Genomic DNA, 18070 nt, shown 5'->3' with positions numbered 1-18070 from the left:
TTTCATATCTGTTACTCACAGATTTATCTTAAGCTTCAGCCGAAGGATTCTGATCTCCCGCAGGTTTTTCACCTTCAGGTCTTCTCTGTCCTTCCGGTCTGTTAGGTCTTTCAGGTCTTCCCTGCCCTTCTGGTCTTGGTTTCCCTTCCGGCTTCGGAGGTCTTGGCAGCAAAACCTTTCTGGAAAGCTTCATTTTCTTACGGTCATCATACCCCATAAATTTCACTTCCACTTCATCACCTTCATTATAAGGAACCTTATCTAAACGTGACCATTCGATCTCAGAAATGTGAAGAAGACCTTCAGTACCCTTAGCAATCGCTACAAAAGCACCGAAATCCATTACCTTCACCACTTTCCCTTTATAAACCTCTCCCACAACAGGAACAAAAGTAATCTCATTGATCTTCGCAACCGCAGCATTGATCTTCTCTCTGTCTGTACCTGCAATCTCGATACGTCCGATTTCTCCAATCTCTTCAATAGCAATAACCGTATCCGTATCTTTCTGCATCTGCTGAATGATCTTTCCGCCAGGTCCGATTACCGCACCGATAAACTCCTTCGGAATCTCCATTACCACCATCTTCGGAGCGTGAGGCTTAACGTCAGCTCTTGGTTCAGCAATCGTTTCAGTAATCTTATTTAAAATATGTAATCTTCCGTCCTTAGCCTGCATCAAAGCCTTTTCCATAATGTCCATAGAAAGCCCCTGGATTTTAATATCCATCTGGCAGGCCGTAATACCGTCCGCAGTACCCGTTACTTTAAAGTCCATATCTCCTAAGTGATCCTCATCCCCTAAGATATCAGAAAGTACCGTGAATTTACCCGATTTCGTATCCGTAATCAATCCCATAGCAATCCCCGAAACAGGTTTTGTAATCTGTACACCCGCATCCATCAGTGCCAGTGTTCCCGCACAAACTGTTGCCATAGAAGACGAACCGTTAGATTCTAAAATATCAGAAACAATTCTGATCGTGTAAGGATTTTCTGCAGGGATTACTGCAGTTAAAGCTCTCTGAGCAAGATTTCCGTGTCCTACTTCTCTTCTTGAAGTCCCTCTTAAAGGTCTTGCTTCACCCGTAGAGAACGGAGGGAAATTATAATGTAAAAAGAATTTTTCGTCGTGCTGCGTAATCACGCTGTCGATCATATTCGCATCCTTTACAGAACCTAAAGTAACTGCAGTTAACGACTGAGTTTCCCCTCTTGTAAAGATTGCAGAACCGTGCGCTCCCGGAAGATAATCAATCTCAGACCAGATCGGACGGATCGTTTGAGGATCACGGCCGTCAAGACGGATATTTTCTTCAAGAATCATCTGACGCATCGCCTCTTTTTCAACGTCGTGATAATATACTTTTACGAAAGGAGTTACTCTTTCAAGCTCTTCCGCATCCTCTGCATACTGCGCAAGGAACTCATCAAGAACAGCCTTGAACTTCTCCCCTCTTTCTTCTTTAGCCGATGGCGTTTTTGCTACTTCATATACCTTATCATAGCATTCCTTCCATACTTTCTCACGGATTTCCTCGTCATGAGTTTCATGAGAATACTCTCTCTTAGGGAAAGATTTACCCACTTTCTCAGCAAGTCTTTCCTGAGCTTCAATCTGCTTTTTAATTTCAGCATGAGCGAAATTGATCGCTTCCAGCATTTCCTGCTCAGAAATCTCCTTCATCTCACCTTCCACCATTACGATAGAATCCTTTGTAGCCCCTACCATAATATCGATGTCAGACTTCAGAAGATTTTCATAACTTGGGTTAACAGCAAGTTCTCCGTCTATTCTTACCACTCTCGCTTCAGACATCGGTCCGCCGAAAGGAATATCTGTAATAGCAATAGCTGCTGAAGCCGCTAAACCAGCCAGAGCTTCAGGCATTACTTCCTTATCATAAGAAATTAATGAGATCATTACCTGAACTTCCGCGTGGAAATCTTCAGGAAATAACGGACGCAAAACTCTGTCCACCAATCTCATTGTTAAAACTTCATCATCAGAAGGCTTCGCCTCTCTGCGGAAAAAGTTCCCAGGAATTCTTCCTCCTGCATAAAATTTTTCTCTGTAATCTACCGTTAAAGGTAAAAAATCCACTCCCGGATTCGCTTCTTTGTTGGCTACCACCGTTGCTAAAAGCATCGTTCCGCCACATCTTACAACTACGGATCCGTCGGCCTGCTTTGCCAGCTTCCCCGTTTCAATAATGATTTCCCTGCCGTCTGCAAGAGTAATCGTTTCTGTAAACGCTTGAGGTATACTCATAAAAATTGTCTTCATGTACTCCGTATTGAGTACGATTATTATTTAAACTCTTTAAATTTTCGTTTGCAAAGGTAATGTATTATAATGATTTTTTTAAATTTTTGCCTGTAAAATCTTACACATCTGCCCTATAATTTCCATATATTCTACACCGAAAACCACTTCTGATTACGAAAACAAAAAAGCAACCTCTTCCGAGATTGCTTTTTATGTGAAAATCTTTGTAGATTATTTTCTTAAACCTAATTCAGCAATAATTGCTCTGTATCTTGCGATATCTTTATTTTTAAGGTAATCTAATAAACTTTTTCTTTTACCTACCAGTTTCACCAAAGATCTTTCTGTGTTATAATCTTTGTGATTGCTCTTTAAATGAGCAGAAAGGTGGTTAATTCTGAAAGTGAAAAGTGCAATTTGTCCTTCAGCACTTCCTGTGTCCTGTGCAGATTTTCCGTGTTTTGCGAAAATTTCCTGCTTTTTTTCTGTTGTTAAGTACATTCCAATATTGTTTAATGATTATTATGTAACGGGTGCAAAAATACGACTATTTTTTTATTCTGCCAACATTATTGATTTCATTTATTGATTTTGATAGAAAAAAATGTTAAAAATTTCTTAAAAAAATTATGTTACCCCACTAAAAGGCAGTAATTTTGCATACGAATTTAGTGATGAGAAAATTAATAACATTTACCACCTTTACTTTAGCTCTTTTTGCAGGTTTTTCTTTATTAAAAGCTCAGAAAAACCGTGAGAACAAGATCAAAAAAGTTTTATATTTCAATCCTGAAGTAGAACCCGACATTCAGGAAATTAAAGAACCTACCAATACCGCTTTCTTCAGCGCAGTTTCTGATAATTTAAGCGAAAGAAAAAACAAAATGCTGAGAACGGAAACACAGATTTCTTTCGACAGTATTGATAAACAGACCGTTTGGGATTACTGCAAAAATAACGAAGCCGATTTTGCCATTGTTCCCAAAGTTAAATATTTCAAAGTAGGAATAGGAAAATACGTCTTTTCCAATCAGGTAGTCGTAAGCATGAAACTTTTTGATGCAGAAGGCAACCTGATTACAGAAACAGACTACGATACCTATAAAAAGAACATGAGACTGCTTGGTTCCACCGTAAACTCCGTAAAAATAGGAACCAACGGAGCCATAAAAGAAATTGTAAAGCAGTTAAAAAAAATGAAACACACCGCTGAATCAGAATTATGATTTCAGGAAAATCTGCTTAATTTTTATTTCAACGAAGTCCCACAAAAGATAAGCGATACATTTACTGAAAGTTCAGGACTTTCCCATGAAAAAAAATGAATAGCCTTTAAAAACCTTTTATTTTTATTCTTTTGAAAACTTCAACTATTCTGTTCAGGTTTAATTCTAATCCTATACACCTCAATTCATCAGGAAAAATATATGGAAAAAATCCTAAATTGATTTTAAATAAACAGCAAAGGAAAATCAGATTATTGCTTTCCATTAAAAATAATCTCAATCTGAACACATTCTAAATAAAGCTCCGAAGTTAAAAACTGCTATGCGCAACATTTAAATTCATCAATTTAAATTCATCGCGGTGTGAATAATTACAATTATTATTAGTAATTTAGTTAAGAACAATTCTTCAAACTATCTAAATTGAAATTTCTTAGCATTTGCACTCTCAGATTGCAGATGCTTTTTTATTATGGGATAATACAGAAGATATTCATCAGTAAAACAACACATTAAAATAAAATTATTTTCATTTAACAGTGAATAATACAATCTTTTTTGTATTTTTAGCCTACATTAAATCTAAATAATATGAAAAATTCAAACCTGAAAAAGCTCACCAGAAAGGAGCAGGAAAAAATCAACGGTGGAGGACTTCAGAGATGTCATTATCATTTTGAATGTCCGGGAGGATCCTGCTGCCAGAATGTTTGTGTGTACTACAACTGCCCTGAAGTTTAACCCCTGAAAAGTTTATTATGAAAAATCTTAAAAAACTCACCAGAAAAGAGCAGGAAAAAATCAACGGAGCCGCTATGGTACAGTGTACAAAAGATGCACACTGCTTTATCGGATGGTGCTGTTCCTACAGCTGCGTTCCGTATGCCTGCATTGAACCTTAGTCGGAAAACCTGTTACTGAAAACCTGAAAATTCAGTACATGCAAAAAAGAAAAACAATAATTTATCACTTTTAAAATTTAATTTTTTCAAAGCATTCGTTTTTGCGGATGCTTTTTTCATTTTCAGAAATTTAATTAATCCTTAAATTTTGCAGTTCTTTGGGCAATTTTAAAAATTTGGGTTATTTTTGCACTACTCTTAAAAATTTGACGTTTTGAATTCTAAAGACGAACTTATCTTCAACCCTGCCGATATTGCCGAAACTCTTAGCGAACTACACGCAGATGAGAGGCTTTTGGCGTTTCTGAAAGTTCCGAAAGAATACAAAGCGGAAGTTTTTTCACATCTTGATCCCGATTTTCAGGAAGAAACGATCAGAAGCATCGGAAGTGATGAGGTTTCAGAAATTCTGAATGCCATGACGCCGGACGACAGAACGGCTCTTTTTGAAGATTTTCCGGATGAGCTTATCAAGTACTCCATCAATCATCTTAATCCGCAGGAACGCAGAATTGCCCTTAAATTACTAGGCTACGATTCGGATTCTATTGCCCGTCTGATGACGCCTTATTACATCCAGATCCGAAAAGAATGGACCATTAAAAGATGTCTCCAGCAGATTAAAAAAGTCGGAAGTAAAGTAGAGACGATGAATTATCTCTACGTTGTGGACGAAAGAAACCGGCTGATCGATGATATTGCGCTGGGAAGTCTTTTACTGGCGGAGGAAGAAACTTTGGTTTCAGAAATTACAGATAATCATTTTGTTGCTATTACGACAACGACTTCCAAAGAAGATGCAGTACAGTATTTCGAAAAATACGACCGTGCCGCACTTCCTATTATTACAGAAGCCGGAGTTTTAGTGGGAATTGTAACGATTGATGACATTCTCGACCAGATTGAGCAGCAGAATACGGAAGATATCCAGAAATTCGGGGGATTGGAAGCTTTAGACGTTCCTTATACGCAGACTTCTCTCATCGAAATGGTCAAAAAGAGAGGAATGTGGCTGATTATTTTATTTTTCTCTGAAATGCTTACAGCTTCGGCGATGGGTTATTTTGAAGATGAAATTCAGAAAGCAGTTGTTCTCGCACTTTTCGTTCCATTGATTATTTCCAGCGGGGGAAATTCCGGTTCTCAGGCGGCAACTCTCATCATCAGAGCGATGGCACTTCAGGAAATTACTCTGAAAGACTGGTGGTATGTGATGAGAAAAGAAATTTTCACGGGTTTATCATTGGGCGGAATTTTAGGGATCATCGGTTTCTCAAGAATTATGATCTGGCATAAAGCAGGTTTTTTCGACTATGGAATTCACTGGGCTTTTGTAGGATTAAGTGTAGGCGTTTCGCTGGTGATGATCGTCCTTTGGGGAACACTTTCGGGTTCTATGGTTCCGTTTATCCTCAAAAAATTAAAACTCGATCCGGCAACCTCTTCTGCTCCTTTTGTAGCTACACTGGTAGATGTAACGGGATTAATCATTTATTTTTCGGTCGCAGGACTTTTCTTAACGGGTAAACTTTTGTAATTTTAGGCGGCATCTAAAATTGTACAATGAAGGTAGTTTCTTTGGTTCCCTCAATTACTGAGGCTTTATTTGATTTGGGTTTAACGGAAAAAGAAGTGGTCGGAAGAACGAAATTCTGTATTCATCCTGCTGAGAAGGTAAAAAATGTAGCGGTTATCGGCGGTACAAAAAATATCAATATTGAAAAAATAAAAGCTTTGCAGCCTGATCTTATTTTAGCAAACAAGGAAGAAAATGTAAAAGAACAGGTGGAAACTTTAATGCAGGACTTCAAGGTAATCGTTACCAATGTTGAAAATATAGAGGACAATTATTATATGCTTAAAAATTTAGGCAAAATCTTTCATCAGGAAGAAAAAGCGCAGCTTTTTAACTTAAAAATCTATGATGTTCTCAACCACGCAAAAATTGAATCCCCCTTAAAAGTTGCCTATTTAATCTGGAATAACCCTTACATGACAATCGGTTCCGATACTTTTATTCATAAAATTCTGGGTGAGATTGGTTTTGAAAATATTTTTAAAGATCAGAAACGTTATCCTGTCATTCAGACGGAAGATCTTGCGGAAGCGGAACTGATAATGCTTTCTTCAGAACCGTTCCCTTTTAAAGAGAAACATATTCAAGAATTAAAAAAGTTTTATCCTGATAAAAAGATAATGATTGTAGACGGAGAGGCGTTCTCTTGGTACGGAACGCATATTGCGAAGTGTGAAAATTATTTCAAGGAACTTATTTCTGATCTTAAACACGAATTTCACTAATTTTTTCACGAATGGCAGTCACTCTTTTTTAATGGATTTTCTAAGTTTTGGCTGAAGCCGATTTATTCGTTTGTTTATGAAAACGGACTAAAGTCCGTTTATTTCGAAAGAAAATTTTGATTTACCCCTATCATATCATACAAAAGACTCCGGCTCTTCGAGCCGGAGTCTTATATTTTAAACACTTTAAAAGCGAGATTTTTTACAAAATTTTGGAAACTTCGTTACAAAGCCATTCCAATAATTCTCTGTCTTCTTCGGTAAAAGGATCAATCGTATGAGAATCGATATCAATCTGACCGATATTCTGTCCGTCTTTGAAGATCGGAACTACGATTTCTGCTTTGGTATCGATAGAACAGCTTAAATAGTTGCTTTCTTCATGTACATCGGGAACAACAAACGTTTCATTGGAAACGGCAACCTGACCGCAGATTCCTTTTCCGTAAGGAATAATGGTATGATCTGTCGGAGCTCCAACATAAGGTCCCAGTTTCAACTCGTCTTTATCTCCATTTTTGAAATAAAAACCTGTCCAGTTGAAATAAGATATTTCCTGATCCAACAAGTGACAAACTTTCTGAAGTTTCTCTTCGGTATTATGTTTCGGACTTTCAAGAATAGACGAAAGCCTTTTTTTTAATTCTGACATTTTTTTACTGTTTTAAGAAAATTGTTTTAAGGAAAGTTCTTCTTTATAGCCGAACATTCCACGCTCTTTTATCATCTCTGCAACTCCTTCCGGAAGCTGATTTTCCCATCCTTTTATATTGCATCCGATCTTCTTCAGGATATCTCTGGAATAAATTTCCAAAAACTCCGGATTGTAATTGGTGATGTCCACAATACGGTTGTTGTGCTTGAAATATTTATAAAGCTCCTTTAGGTTTTCTTCCACTTTAAGATTATCGGAATCCAGCAGTTCCAGAGTTTCCGGATCTTTATAAGGATACAGATATACTCTCATCCCGTTTCGGAAAAATTTTCCGAAAGCTTCAAGAATTCCTCCCGATAAATTTTTATAATACTTTTCGTCAAATACCATTAGAAGATTATTCACGCCCATTGCAACACCGATTTCTCCGCTTGTGTAGGAAGCAAAATAATCAATCAGTCGGTAATATTCAGAATAATTGGAAACGATTACAGTATAACCTAATTTGCCGAGAACATCTACTCTGTCGAGGAAATCTCTTTCATTGATGTCTCCGTCGGCGCGAAGGTTTGAAATGGTAATTTCTATTAAAACTTCGGTTTCATCCTCAGTACAGGTTACTTCCTTCATGAACATATTGAGCCCGTTCTGAAGCATATCAATATTTACCTTCGTTACAGGTCTGAAACTTCCTCTTACCGCAAAAATATTTTTCTTGTACAAAATATCCGCAGGAAGCATATTATTCCCCTCCGAATTGAAAATCACGGCATCCGTCATTCCGTTTTTAACCAGCTGTAAAGACATCAGCCTGTTATCCACATACGCAAAAGCAGGTCCGCTGAAATCGATCATATCAATTTCCAGATTATCTTTTGCAACGTCATCGTATAAAGATTCAATTAAATTTCTAGGATTATCATAGTAATGGAAAGCTCCGAAAATTAGATTCACACCTAAATTCCCAAGGGTTTCCTGCTGCAAGGTAGCATCATTCTCTTTGAATTTTACGTGAATAACAATTTCATTATAATCTTCGTTCTCTTTTACCTGAAAACGGATTCCAACCCAGCCGTGACCTTTCACTGTTTTATCAAAATTGATCGTTGTAACAGTATTGGCGTAAGAAAAATATTTTCTGTTGGGATTGCTTTCTCTTGAAATTCTTTCTTCGATAAGAGCGACTTCATAGCGAAGCATTTTTCGAAGTCTGTTTTGGGTAACGTATCTGTTTTTTACCTCTTTTCCGTAGATGGCATCACTAAAATCTTTGTCGTAAGCCGACATCGCCTTAGCAATTGTACCGGAAGCTCCCCCTGCTCTAAAAAAGTGTCGGACTGTCTCCTGCCCTGCTCCAATTTCTGCGAAAGTACCATAAATAGTAGGATCTAGATTAATTGTTAATGCTTTTTGTTTAGGAGTTAGTTTCTGATACATTAGGACATTAAATTTTTCGTAAATTTACCAAAATTAAACCAACCTCAAAAGAAAATGAAGTTGAAATTTTTAGGAACAGGAACTTCGCAGGGTGTTCCTGTTATTGGCTGCACTTGTGAAGTGTGTACTTCAGGTAATCCCAAAGACAGTCGTCTTCGGTCTTCTGTGATGATAACGACCGATGAAGACCAAAAAATCCTTATCGACTGCGGACCCGATTTCAGGCAGCAAATGCTTACCAATCAGGAAGATCGTGTAGATATTACATTGCTTACTCACGAACATAATGATCATGTTATCGGTCTGGATGATATGCGTCCTCTTATTTTTAAAACAGGAAAAGACATCCCTTTATATTGCTCTTCAAGGGTTGCCAATGAGGTGAAAAACCGTTTTCCTTATGCTTTTGCAGATGAAAAATATCCCGGAGCTCCGGCTTTTGAGCTTCATGAAATTGAAAACAGAACTTTCACAGTTTTAGATACTGAAATTACACCGGTTGAGGTCATTCATTTTAAAATTCCCGTTTTCGGTTATAAATTTAAAAAACTGGCTTATATAACGGATGCCGGATTTATTTCTGAAACGGAAAAAGAAAAATTAAAAAATCTCGATGTCTTGATTTTAAACTGCATCCGGAAGTCTGATCCTCATCCGGCTCATTTTATTTTACCTGATGTTATTAAGTTATTTGAAGAACTGAAACCCGAAAAATTATTTTTAACCCACATCAGTCATCATCTGGGATTGCATGACGTTGAAGATAAACTACTTCCATCCGGAATGCACCTTGCCTACGATGGTTTGGAGATTATTTTTTAAAATTTTTCTTTAAAAAACTTTGGAGAATAAAGAAAAGTTTCTATATTTGCACACCGATTCGAAACAAGGTAACACACTTGCCCAGGTGGCGGAATTGGTAGACGCGCTGGTCTCAAACACCAGTTCTTAGGAGTACCGGTTCGATCCCGGTCCTGGGTACAAAAAACCTCTGAAATCATTTGATTTTCAGAGGTTTTTGATTTTTAGGGTTGTCAAAAACAATCAATCTTAAAGCTTACCTATGCAAAAGAGCCTGTCCCAATCTCAGGACAAACTCTTTTTATTAAAATCTAAAAAAACTTTTCTTATATTAAAGTTAGGTTCGGGTAAATTCAAAAACCGATGAGTGTTATTATTGTACTAAAACATCATTATTTTCAGACTCCTTCATAATATCACGATCTTCGTGTTCTGAAAATTCTTCAAACAATTCGTAGCGAGGTTTTGATAGTGAACTTAAAAAAGTAATGGTTGTAGGATTTCCCTTTTCATTTACTTTTACAACAATAGATGTACAGCAAGGTGAAGCATTGAAATAATTTTCAAATCTTCTGCCGCATTTAAAACATTCTGTAACAATGATTTCCTGTGTTTCGAAATTTTCCATGGTAAATGTGTGTTTTTTTGTGGAACAGCCCATTAAAGAGCTAAATATATTTTTTCATCAAATAATTGTGTTTTCAGAATTTAAACTTATGTCTCAGTCTCTACCTGTATCTTATTGAACAACGAAACTTTGTAAAGTGCATCAATAACATCTTCGTCATTCACCTTCCTGTTTTTTACTTTTCTAATGTAATCGGGATCTCTGGATTTCTTAAGAATTATGTTCACAGAACCCGTGTAGCGCGTCGGTAACCATTTATCAATAAAATCAAATCGTTCATTGATGGTGTTCTGATAGGGATATATCAATTTGCTCATACAAATAAATATTTTTGTTTAACCTTTTTTCGTAATTTTGTGTTTATCTCTTTGAGATAATTATAAAACAAATATACAACTATATATTTAAAAACAATAATTAATTGAAATTTTAACAATTAATTATTAAATAAAATTAAAAAGAAGAAATTATTCGATATGAAAATTCACGAAAAGATACGCGAGTACAGCAAATCAAAAGGAGAAACTTTAAGAGAAATAGCCGAAGAATACGGCATGACTCCGCAGGCTATTCAGCTTTATTTTTCAGGAAAAAATGCAATTCCACTCAATTTTCTGGTTTGGTATCTGGAAAAACATCCGGATCTGGATCTTTATGCTCTTTTTGACAAGAACAGAGAAAGCATTGTTTCTGAACCGAAAACACCTTATCATAAAAAAACCAAAAAACAGGAAGTAATAGACCAAATTGTTGCGATCCTGCAAAAAGAAATGTAATATCCACAGAAGATTAATTACCTTAATACATCAACCGGAAAAATTAAAAAAATAATCTTTCCGGTTTTATTTTTCTGTAAATGAGAGAAATATCCCTTCTGTGATTCTTTTACTTAATTATAGTAAAATTAGTTGTACTCTTTTTAACAATTTATTTATCTTCGCACCTCTGAAATTTAAAAAGTTAGTTGCGCAAAATCACAAATATGACTATTAATGCTTCTCATAAACTGATTCCCATGACGGATTTTGTCATCGAGTATTATTCGCATGAAGGATACGCAGATCTTCAGACGCTTAAACTGATGAACAATTACGCCAATCTTTTGAAAAAGGAGCTTACATTAGGAATGTTTGTTCCTGTAGATTCTTCGGGCGAAATCCTGAAGGAACCCAGAAACTACGAATCGTGGAAAGATCTTGAGCATAATTCCAAAAAAAGGAATGATGAAGAAAGTAAGGCTTTCGAAGATTATAAAATCTATCAGAAAGCCGAAAAAAAATGCCTTTTTGAAGGATTTAAAATTGCCTATAACGGCTATTCCGTCGTGAGAATTGTAGCTTTTTACAATACCTCAATTGAACTTTCATTCAACAAAAACGAAAAGACATTTCAAAACTTTAAAGATATTGAATCGCTAACTTCTTTTGATGAAATCTATCTGAACAGTGCGGCTTTGAAGAAAATAGGAATTCAGAAATAATTATCAGATAAGCATATATAACTACTCTTTTACCGCATTTCCGTACACTTCCAAAGCTCTTTTTCTGGCAAAAGTGTGTTCCACAATCGGTTCTGCATTGATGTCTTTTTCAGAAAGCCATGTTTTGATGTATTTTAAATCTTTATCAAATTTTTTGGTCTGCTCCGAAGGATTGAAAACCCTGAAATAAGGAGCTGCATCGCAGCCGCATCCTGCAGCCCACTGCCAGTTTCCGTTATTGGAGGACAGCTCGTAGTCCAGAAGTTTTTCAGCAAAATAGGCTTCTCCCCATCTCCAGTCGATTAAAAGATGTTTGGTAAGGAAACTCGCGACAACCATTCTTACCCTGTTGTGCATAAATCCTGTTTCGTTTAGCTGTCTCATTCCTGCATCTACAATAGGATAACCGGTCTTTCCTTCACACCATTTTTTAAATTCCTTTTCATCATTTCTCCATTTAATGCTATCATATTTTTCTTTAAAAGAAGTGTTCACCACTTTCGGGAAATGATATAAAATCTGCATAAAAAATTCTCTCCAGATCAGTTCATTCAGCCAGACTTCATTGTGTTTTTCTGCAAATTCCACACATTTTCTTACGGAAATGGTTCCGAAACGAAGCGCAATTCCTAATCGTGTTGTATGATCCATTGCCGGAAAATCTCTGTATTGATTGTAATCATCAATAATCTTTTTTTCCAGCGATGGCTTTTTAAATTTCAGATCCGTTTTCTCGAAGCCTAAATCTTTAAGCGTTAAAAATTTTGAAGGTGAATATTGATGAAACTTTGAAAAGTCAACCTCCGTTTTTTTAAAAGTGACAGACTTGAAATTTTCTTTCCATTTTCTTGAATACGGTGTATAAACGGTGTAAGGCTTTCCGTCATTTTTTACCACATCATCCTTTTCGAAAATAACCTGATCTTTGAAATCCTGAAAATTAATATCACTTTTTTTAAGCAGATTCTGTATTTCTTCGTCTCTTTTTATTGCTTGAGGTTCATAATCCCTGTTACAGAACACAGTATCGATTTCAAAATCTTTAATCAGTTTTTTGAAAGCTTCAACAGGTTTATCGTGAAAAACGGTTAATCCGCTCTTATGTTTTTTAAGCTCAGTATGAATTTCTTCCAGAGCCTGATAAAAATAATCTACTCTTCTGTCTGATTTATTTTCAAGTTTATCAAGAATTTCCTTATCAAAAATAAAAACCGGAACTACTTTTAAACCGGCTTCAAGTGCATGAAACAATCCTGTATTATCTTCCAGTCTGATATCTCTTCTGAACCAGAAAATATTTACTTTTTCTTTTTTAGACATAATGATTTATTAACCCTGTTTTCTCTACAAAAATCAGACTAATTTTTCTAATAGTAAAGAGATTGTATTTAAATTTTTTTAATTATAAATCCACATCAGAACAGGCTTTTTAGATTTCTGAAGCATCGGATCTATCTCTTTCATCGCATTATTGGATATGGTAGGACAGCCCCAACCTTCAGGAGAACCTTTCGGGAAGACTTCTTCATCGCTCATCAGATTCCAGGAATGAAAAACAATGAATCTTTGCAGCGCATTGCTGTTGGTTTTTTCCAGACCGTGCATCAGATATTTTACATGAATTCTCCAGTCGCTGTAACCTCGTCCCTGAATTTTATATTTTCCTAATGATGAAAGATGGCTTCCGTCCTCATTGCTGAATGTCGGATAATCTTTTGATTCGTCACTACTCCACTGATTATTTCCGCAACCATGACCAACCAGATATTTTTTTGAAGCAGAGTTCGTTTTAAAATCCCACACAACCAGTCTTTTCACTCCGGAATGCAGGCTCATATCGATCAGAATACAAAAATCTGTACTGAACTGCTTGGATTTACAGAATGTAAGCGCTTCTTCAGCTTTCGATTTCGTTTTATTTAAATCAATTTCAGGCTTCTTTTCCTGCTTTGAGATTTCTGAAATCTGTGGTTTGATGGTATTTTTCACCTTTTGTTTGCATGATAAGAGGAACAGAAATACCGTTATCCAACTTAAAAAATTCACAGAAAATTATTTATAATGCAAGAATATTCCGTAATCTGAAGGCGTCCAGAATGCCGCTTTCTGATCCGCAGCTTTCAGAGCATCATTTGCCCATGTGTTGCAGGTATTCAGGAAGCTGTATTTTCCCTGTGCATCGTAGAACGCATCATCATTACCGTAAACGGCATTTGTAGGAATAAGATTATAGTTCCCGTTTTGGTCTTTATCAAATTTAGCATCTACAAAATCCACCAGTTTTTTATACTGATCTCTGCTGATCATAATCTTTTTACAGTCGTCCCCTTCTTTCATGGTCTTGTAAAAAGTGCAGTGCATTGCAGATTCGCTGAGCCAGAAAGCAGCTTTAAAAGCCGTTGAAAACTTAAGATCTGCCCAGGTCGGAGTATCGAGATAGAATCCTTTATCTCCCCATCCCACTCCTACATAATTATAATCTGTACTTTTGGATTTCGTATTGCCGAACGGAATTTTTGTACTCCAGTCCTGCAGATCGTTCTTTATAGGCATCACAATATCTGTATGAACTCCGTTGGTGTAAATATAAACCGGAATTTCTTTTTTCTGGCCGTCATCCTTCGCAGAAACTTCAATAAAAGGCAGAAAATAGCCCAAAGCAATATACAGAACTACAATTCCTATAATAATTCCTAAAGCTTTAATGATGAGAAGCAACATCTTTTTCACGTTCATGTTTTATTTAAGTTAATGAAAATTTAATTATTAATTTTTCGTAAAAGTATTTGTTTTGATCGGAATTTTCGCTAAATTTAAGTACCAAATATTAAAAAATATGCACAAAAACACGAAATCAAACAAAAGATTCAAAGTAAGAGTAAAAGTAGCCCCAAAAAGAATACAGAAAAAACGCTGATTTTTAACAAATTTTATTTTCAGAATGCATTTTTTTTAGTCTGAAAATTTTTTAAAATTCTTACCAGCCATCTTTCCCTCCTTAAAGATCCATTTAAGGAATGGGTGTTCAACCTTCTTACTCTGGAACTTCAACAATTCCAGATAAGGGTTTATCCGCCAAAATGATTTCACTTATTTTGTGAAGATTTTTCCAGAAACTCTATATTTCTTTTCAGTCCGGCAAATTTTGTTCTTTTTACAGGCGATTTGCGGAAAATTTCGGAAAACAGTTCCTGCGTAAGCTCCTTCCACTCTCTTTTCTTAAAATTTTTCAGCGCTTCATTCGGTTTGAATTTCATTTGCTGATGAGGTGACGAAAAACGGTTCCACGGACAGACATCCTGACAAACATCGCAGCCAAACATCCAGTCGTCCATCTTGTCCTGAAAATAATCGGGAATAGAGTCTTTGAGCTCGATTGTCGCGTAAGAAATACATTTGCTTCCGTCAATCAGCTTTTCTGAGACAATCGCATTGGTAGGACAAGCATCAATACATTTCCTGCACGTTCCGCAATGGTCGGTCACCGGATGATCCACAACAAGTTCCAGATCGCAGATAATTTCCGCTAAAAAATAGAACGAACCGCTCTGTCTGGTAATTAAATTCGCGTTTTTTCCTACCCATCCGATTCCTGATTTTCTCGCCCAGCTTCTTTCCAGAACCGGCGCAGAATCCACAAAAACACGAAATCCGAATTCCCCGATCTCTTCCTGAAGTTCAACAACCATCTCACGTAAAATATCTTTGATGACTTCATGGTAATCTTCAGCGTAAGCATATTTAGAAATTTTAAAATTTTCGAGAGTGGAAATTTTTTCTTCGGGAAAATAATTGTAGGAAAGAGAAATTACAGACTTGGAACCTTCTACGAGCAATCTAGGGTCTAATCTTTTATCAAAATAATTTTCCATGTATTTCATTTCGCCGTGGAAATTATTTTTCAGCCAGTTTTCGAGTGGTTTTGCCTCTTCTTCAAGAAAATCTGCTTTCGAAATCCCACAGTTCTGAAACCCAAAACTTTTTGCTTTGGATTTTATAAGCTGAGCATATTTTTCTGCGGTTGAAATCATGATTTACACTTGCAAAATTAAGATTATTTTATAATTTTGCCGCGTTTGAAAAATTCAGACCTTACAACTAAGGAAAAATAATAACTCATGAAAAAAATCTGTCTGTTCACCGGACTTATTTCTGCCACGTTTTTTAACGCACAAATAAAATTCGAAAAAGGATATTTCGTAAATAATTCAGGACAAAGAAGTGAAGTTCTGATCAAAAATCTGGACTGGAAAAACAATCCTACAGAATTTGAATACAAAACGGATGAAACTTCTGCAGAAACAAAAAAAGAATCCATTAAAAATATTCAGGAATTCGGAATCGATAATGAGCAAAAATACATCAGAAAGACGGTGATGGTAGATCTTTCTTCTGATCAGCTGCAATCGATGTCTTACGAGAAAAAAGCGAATTTTGCAGAAAAAACCGTTTTCTTAAAATATGTAGTGGAAGGAAAAGCAGACTTATTGTATTATGAAAATGAAGACCTTGAAAGATTTTTCTTCTCTGTGAACGATTCTGAAGTAAAGCAGCTTGTTTATAAACCTTATTATATTGAAAATTCGTTAATTGCTTATAATGAAGAATATAAAAAGCAGATTCTGGATAATCTGAATTGCGGAGTAGATCTTACAGACGTTAATAAACTGAATTACAAACCAAAAGATCTGATTAAAGTTTTTCTGAAATACAACGAATGTTCTAACAGTTCTGCGGTAAACTACAATCAAAATTACGAAAAAAGAGATCTTTTTAATCTGACCATAAGACCGGGGATGAATTTTTCTTCTTTTGAAATGGTAAATGATTATTATTCCGGAAGCGGAAATGCGAAATTTGATAATAAAATATCTTTCAGAATAGGTCTTGAAGCTGAATTTATTCTTCCTTTCAATAAAAATAAATGGGCCGTTTTCGCAGAACCTACTTATCAGTATTACAAAACAGAAAAGCAATCTGTTGTTTATGAAGGGCAGCCTTTCGAAACAACATCAATCAGAAATATAGATTATAAATCGATAGAAATTCCTTTGGGAATAAGACATTATTTCTTTCTGAATGACAAGTCTAAAATCTTCATTAATGCGGCGTATGTTTTTGACATTGAAATGGGATCTAATATCCGATATAATTATAATAATTTGAAAATATATTCCGGCAATAACTTTGCTTTCGGGGTAGGATTTAAGTATAATGATAAGTTTCAGGTGGAACTCAGAACATCCACCAATAGAAATCTGATGCAAAACTATTTAAACTGGACTTCGAAATATCAGACTTCTTCTGTGATCTTAGGATATACGCTGTTTTAGAAAAAGCTGTGAAATTGTAAATTTTCTTTAAATTTTACGTATTTTCGTTATAAGTTTAATCTAATAAAACAAATTATGTCTTTATCAGAAGTTATAAAATCAGGAAATTATGCATTAATCGACGTTCGCGAACCTATGGAACTGGAAATGGACGGAAACATAGAAGGTGCTAAAAATATTCCTTTGGGAGAAGTGGAAGACAGAAAAGAAGAAATTCTGTCTATTGAAAAGCCTGTAATTTTGTTCTGCAGAAGTGGAAACAGAAGCGGAAAGGCTTTGGAATATCTTAACTCTCAGGGTTTGCAAGACGGCTATAACGGCGGAGGCTGGGCTGAGCTGAAAGCAAATCTGGAAGCAAATCAGGGAACTTTTTAAAAAGTTCCTTTTTTTATCTGAAAATTTTTGAAAATGAACCTGAAAGAAAGATTTCTTCAAAACTGTTTTTTATTTACCGAAGATCAAAATCTTATTGGAGATCTCTGGTCTGAAATTGAAAAGAAATATTGTAAAAAAGGGAGACATTATCATAATCTTGAGCATCTGGAAAATATGTTCTCTGAACTGGATGCTGTAAAAGATGAAATTGAAAATTTTCCTATTCTCTCATTTTCTGTTTTCTATCACGATGTAATTTATGATGCTGCTTCAAAATCAAATGAAGAAAAAAGTGCTGAATTTGCAGCAGTAAGACTGAAAAGACTTCATGTAGACTCTCATTTCAGTCAAAAAGTTTCTGAACAGATTCTTGCCACCAAATCGCATCACTTATCTGAAAACAGCGATACCAATTATCTTTTAGATGCTGATCTGTCGATTCTCGGAAAAGATTCTGAAGTATACATGGATTACACTAAAAAAATAAGGAAGGAATATTCCATCTATCCCGATTTGCTTTATAAACCTGGAAGAAAAAAGGTTTTAAAACATTTTCTGGAACAGAAGGATATTTTTAAGACCTCCATTTTTAAAGAAAAGTATGAGGATATTGCGAGAGCGAATATTCAGATGGAAATTGATAGGCTTTAATCTTGCATTTAT

Annotated in this window: 21 protein-coding genes and 1 tRNA gene; 12 read left to right on the top strand and 10 right to left on the bottom strand. The window is 35.7% G+C overall.

Annotated elements, in window-relative coordinates; all coding sequences use genetic code 11:
- Positions 1–28: 28 nt before the first annotated feature.
- Positions 29–2272, bottom strand: a complete 2244-nt coding sequence (locus WFH39_RS13930) for a polyribonucleotide nucleotidyltransferase (protein WP_235129995.1) — start codon at positions 2270–2272, stop codon at positions 29–31.
- 228 nt (positions 2273–2500) lie between these two features.
- Positions 2501–2770 carry a 30S ribosomal protein S15 gene (gene rpsO / locus WFH39_RS13925; RefSeq protein WP_214590449.1) on the bottom strand — a complete coding sequence of 90 codons (270 nt, stop codon included), beginning with the start codon at positions 2768–2770 and terminating at the stop codon, positions 2501–2503.
- 173 nt (positions 2771–2943) lie between these two features.
- Between rpsO and WFH39_RS13920 the strand changes: the two genes are divergently transcribed.
- The 5 genes from WFH39_RS13920 to WFH39_RS13900 all read left to right on the top strand — a co-directional run bounded on the left by WFH39_RS13920 (position 2944) and on the right by WFH39_RS13900 (position 6698).
- The gene (locus WFH39_RS13920) at positions 2944–3495 is read left to right on the top strand and encodes a pyruvate decarboxylase (RefSeq protein ID WP_336690362.1); all 552 of its coding nucleotides are present in this window, start codon (positions 2944–2946) and stop codon (positions 3493–3495) included.
- Positions 3496–4086: 591 nt separating this feature from the next.
- Positions 4087–4236: a hypothetical protein gene (locus WFH39_RS13915; protein ID WP_214590450.1), complete on the top strand. Its 150-nt coding sequence runs from the start codon at positions 4087–4089 to the stop codon at positions 4234–4236.
- Positions 4237–4253: 17 nt separating this feature from the next.
- Positions 4254–4397, top strand: a complete 144-nt coding sequence (locus tag WFH39_RS13910; RefSeq protein WP_214590451.1) for a bacteriocin-like protein — start codon at positions 4254–4256, stop codon at positions 4395–4397.
- A gap of 214 nt (positions 4398–4611) precedes the next feature.
- The gene (gene mgtE, locus WFH39_RS13905) at positions 4612–5934 is read left to right on the top strand and encodes a magnesium transporter (protein ID WP_336690361.1); all 1323 of its coding nucleotides are present in this window, start codon (positions 4612–4614) and stop codon (positions 5932–5934) included.
- 26 nt (positions 5935–5960) lie between these two features.
- Positions 5961–6698 (top strand): ABC transporter substrate-binding protein, encoded by a 738-nt coding sequence (locus WFH39_RS13900; protein ID WP_336690360.1) that lies wholly within the window; start codon positions 5961–5963, stop codon positions 6696–6698.
- Between the two features lie 202 nt (positions 6699–6900).
- On the opposite strand, the gene WFH39_RS13895 is transcribed toward WFH39_RS13900, so the two are convergent.
- Positions 6901–7350: a GAF domain-containing protein gene (locus WFH39_RS13895; protein ID WP_087711498.1), complete on the bottom strand. Its 450-nt coding sequence runs from the start codon at positions 7348–7350 to the stop codon at positions 6901–6903.
- A gap of 12 nt (positions 7351–7362) precedes the next feature.
- Positions 7363–8790 (bottom strand): TonB-dependent receptor, encoded by a 1428-nt coding sequence (locus WFH39_RS13890; RefSeq protein WP_214590454.1) that lies wholly within the window; start codon positions 8788–8790, stop codon positions 7363–7365.
- Positions 8791–8844: 54 nt separating this feature from the next.
- Between WFH39_RS13890 and WFH39_RS13885 the strand changes: the two genes are divergently transcribed.
- Together WFH39_RS13885 and WFH39_RS13880 are read left to right on the top strand one after the other, a co-directional pair.
- Positions 8845–9612 carry an MBL fold metallo-hydrolase gene (locus WFH39_RS13885; RefSeq protein ID WP_336690359.1) on the top strand — a complete coding sequence of 256 codons (768 nt, stop codon included), beginning with the start codon at positions 8845–8847 and terminating at the stop codon, positions 9610–9612.
- A gap of 79 nt (positions 9613–9691) precedes the next feature.
- Positions 9692–9771, top strand: a tRNA-Leu gene (locus WFH39_RS13880).
- A gap of 193 nt (positions 9772–9964) precedes the next feature.
- Here WFH39_RS13880 and WFH39_RS13875 read toward each other — a convergent pair.
- Positions 9965–10219, bottom strand: a complete 255-nt coding sequence (locus tag WFH39_RS13875) for a hypothetical protein (RefSeq protein WP_116096272.1) — start codon at positions 10217–10219, stop codon at positions 9965–9967.
- Positions 10220–10305: 86 nt separating this feature from the next.
- The gene (locus WFH39_RS13870; protein ID WP_336690358.1) at positions 10306–10536 is read right to left on the bottom strand and encodes a hypothetical protein; all 231 of its coding nucleotides are present in this window, start codon (positions 10534–10536) and stop codon (positions 10306–10308) included.
- A 159-nt stretch (positions 10537–10695) separates the two neighbouring features.
- On the opposite strand from WFH39_RS13870, the gene WFH39_RS13865 reads away from it, so the two are divergent.
- Both WFH39_RS13865 and WFH39_RS13860 read left to right on the top strand, forming a co-directional pair.
- Positions 10696–10995: a helix-turn-helix domain-containing protein gene (locus WFH39_RS13865; RefSeq protein ID WP_214590459.1), complete on the top strand. Its 300-nt coding sequence runs from the start codon at positions 10696–10698 to the stop codon at positions 10993–10995.
- 206 nt (positions 10996–11201) lie between these two features.
- Positions 11202–11699: a hypothetical protein gene (locus WFH39_RS13860; protein WP_336690357.1), complete on the top strand. Its 498-nt coding sequence runs from the start codon at positions 11202–11204 to the stop codon at positions 11697–11699.
- Positions 11700–11720: 21 nt separating this feature from the next.
- On the opposite strand, the gene WFH39_RS13855 is transcribed toward WFH39_RS13860, so the two are convergent.
- The 4 genes from WFH39_RS13855 to queG all read right to left on the bottom strand — a co-directional run bounded on the left by WFH39_RS13855 (position 11721) and on the right by queG (position 15730).
- Positions 11721–13019, bottom strand: a complete 1299-nt coding sequence (locus WFH39_RS13855; RefSeq protein WP_336690356.1) for a cryptochrome/photolyase family protein — start codon at positions 13017–13019, stop codon at positions 11721–11723.
- Between the two features lie 78 nt (positions 13020–13097).
- Entirely contained in the window at positions 13098–13688 is a 591-nt protein-coding gene (locus WFH39_RS13850) for a murein L,D-transpeptidase catalytic domain-containing protein (RefSeq protein WP_336690355.1), read from the bottom strand.
- A gap of 63 nt (positions 13689–13751) precedes the next feature.
- Complete coding sequence (locus WFH39_RS13845) at positions 13752–14435, bottom strand: TIGR02117 family protein (protein WP_336690354.1); 684 nt, start codon at positions 14433–14435, stop codon at positions 13752–13754.
- Between the two features lie 350 nt (positions 14436–14785).
- Positions 14786–15730, bottom strand: coding sequence for a tRNA epoxyqueuosine(34) reductase QueG (gene queG, locus WFH39_RS13840; RefSeq protein WP_336690353.1), 945 nt, complete (start codon positions 15728–15730; stop codon positions 14786–14788).
- Between the two features lie 87 nt (positions 15731–15817).
- On the opposite strand from queG, the gene WFH39_RS13835 reads away from it, so the two are divergent.
- The 3 genes from WFH39_RS13835 (at position 15818) to WFH39_RS13825 (ending at position 18058) form a co-directional block, all read left to right on the top strand.
- Entirely contained in the window at positions 15818–17032 is a 1215-nt protein-coding gene (locus WFH39_RS13835; RefSeq protein ID WP_336690352.1) for a tRNA modification GTPase, read from the top strand.
- 75 nt (positions 17033–17107) lie between these two features.
- A complete protein-coding gene (locus WFH39_RS13830) occupies positions 17108–17407 on the top strand; it encodes a rhodanese-like domain-containing protein (protein ID WP_214590466.1) in 300 nt (99 codons plus the stop codon).
- 33 nt (positions 17408–17440) lie between these two features.
- Positions 17441–18058 carry an HD domain-containing protein gene (locus WFH39_RS13825; protein ID WP_336690351.1) on the top strand — a complete coding sequence of 206 codons (618 nt, stop codon included), beginning with the start codon at positions 17441–17443 and terminating at the stop codon, positions 18056–18058.
- Positions 18059–18070: the final 12 nt, after the last annotated feature.

The organism is Chryseobacterium sp. MMO-72 (assembly GCF_037146035.1).
Classification (GTDB): Bacteria; Bacteroidota; Bacteroidia; order Flavobacteriales; family Weeksellaceae; genus Chryseobacterium; species Chryseobacterium indicum.
The sequence above is the reverse complement of the archived record's forward strand: the minus strand, read 5'-3'. Positions and strand labels throughout refer to the sequence as shown.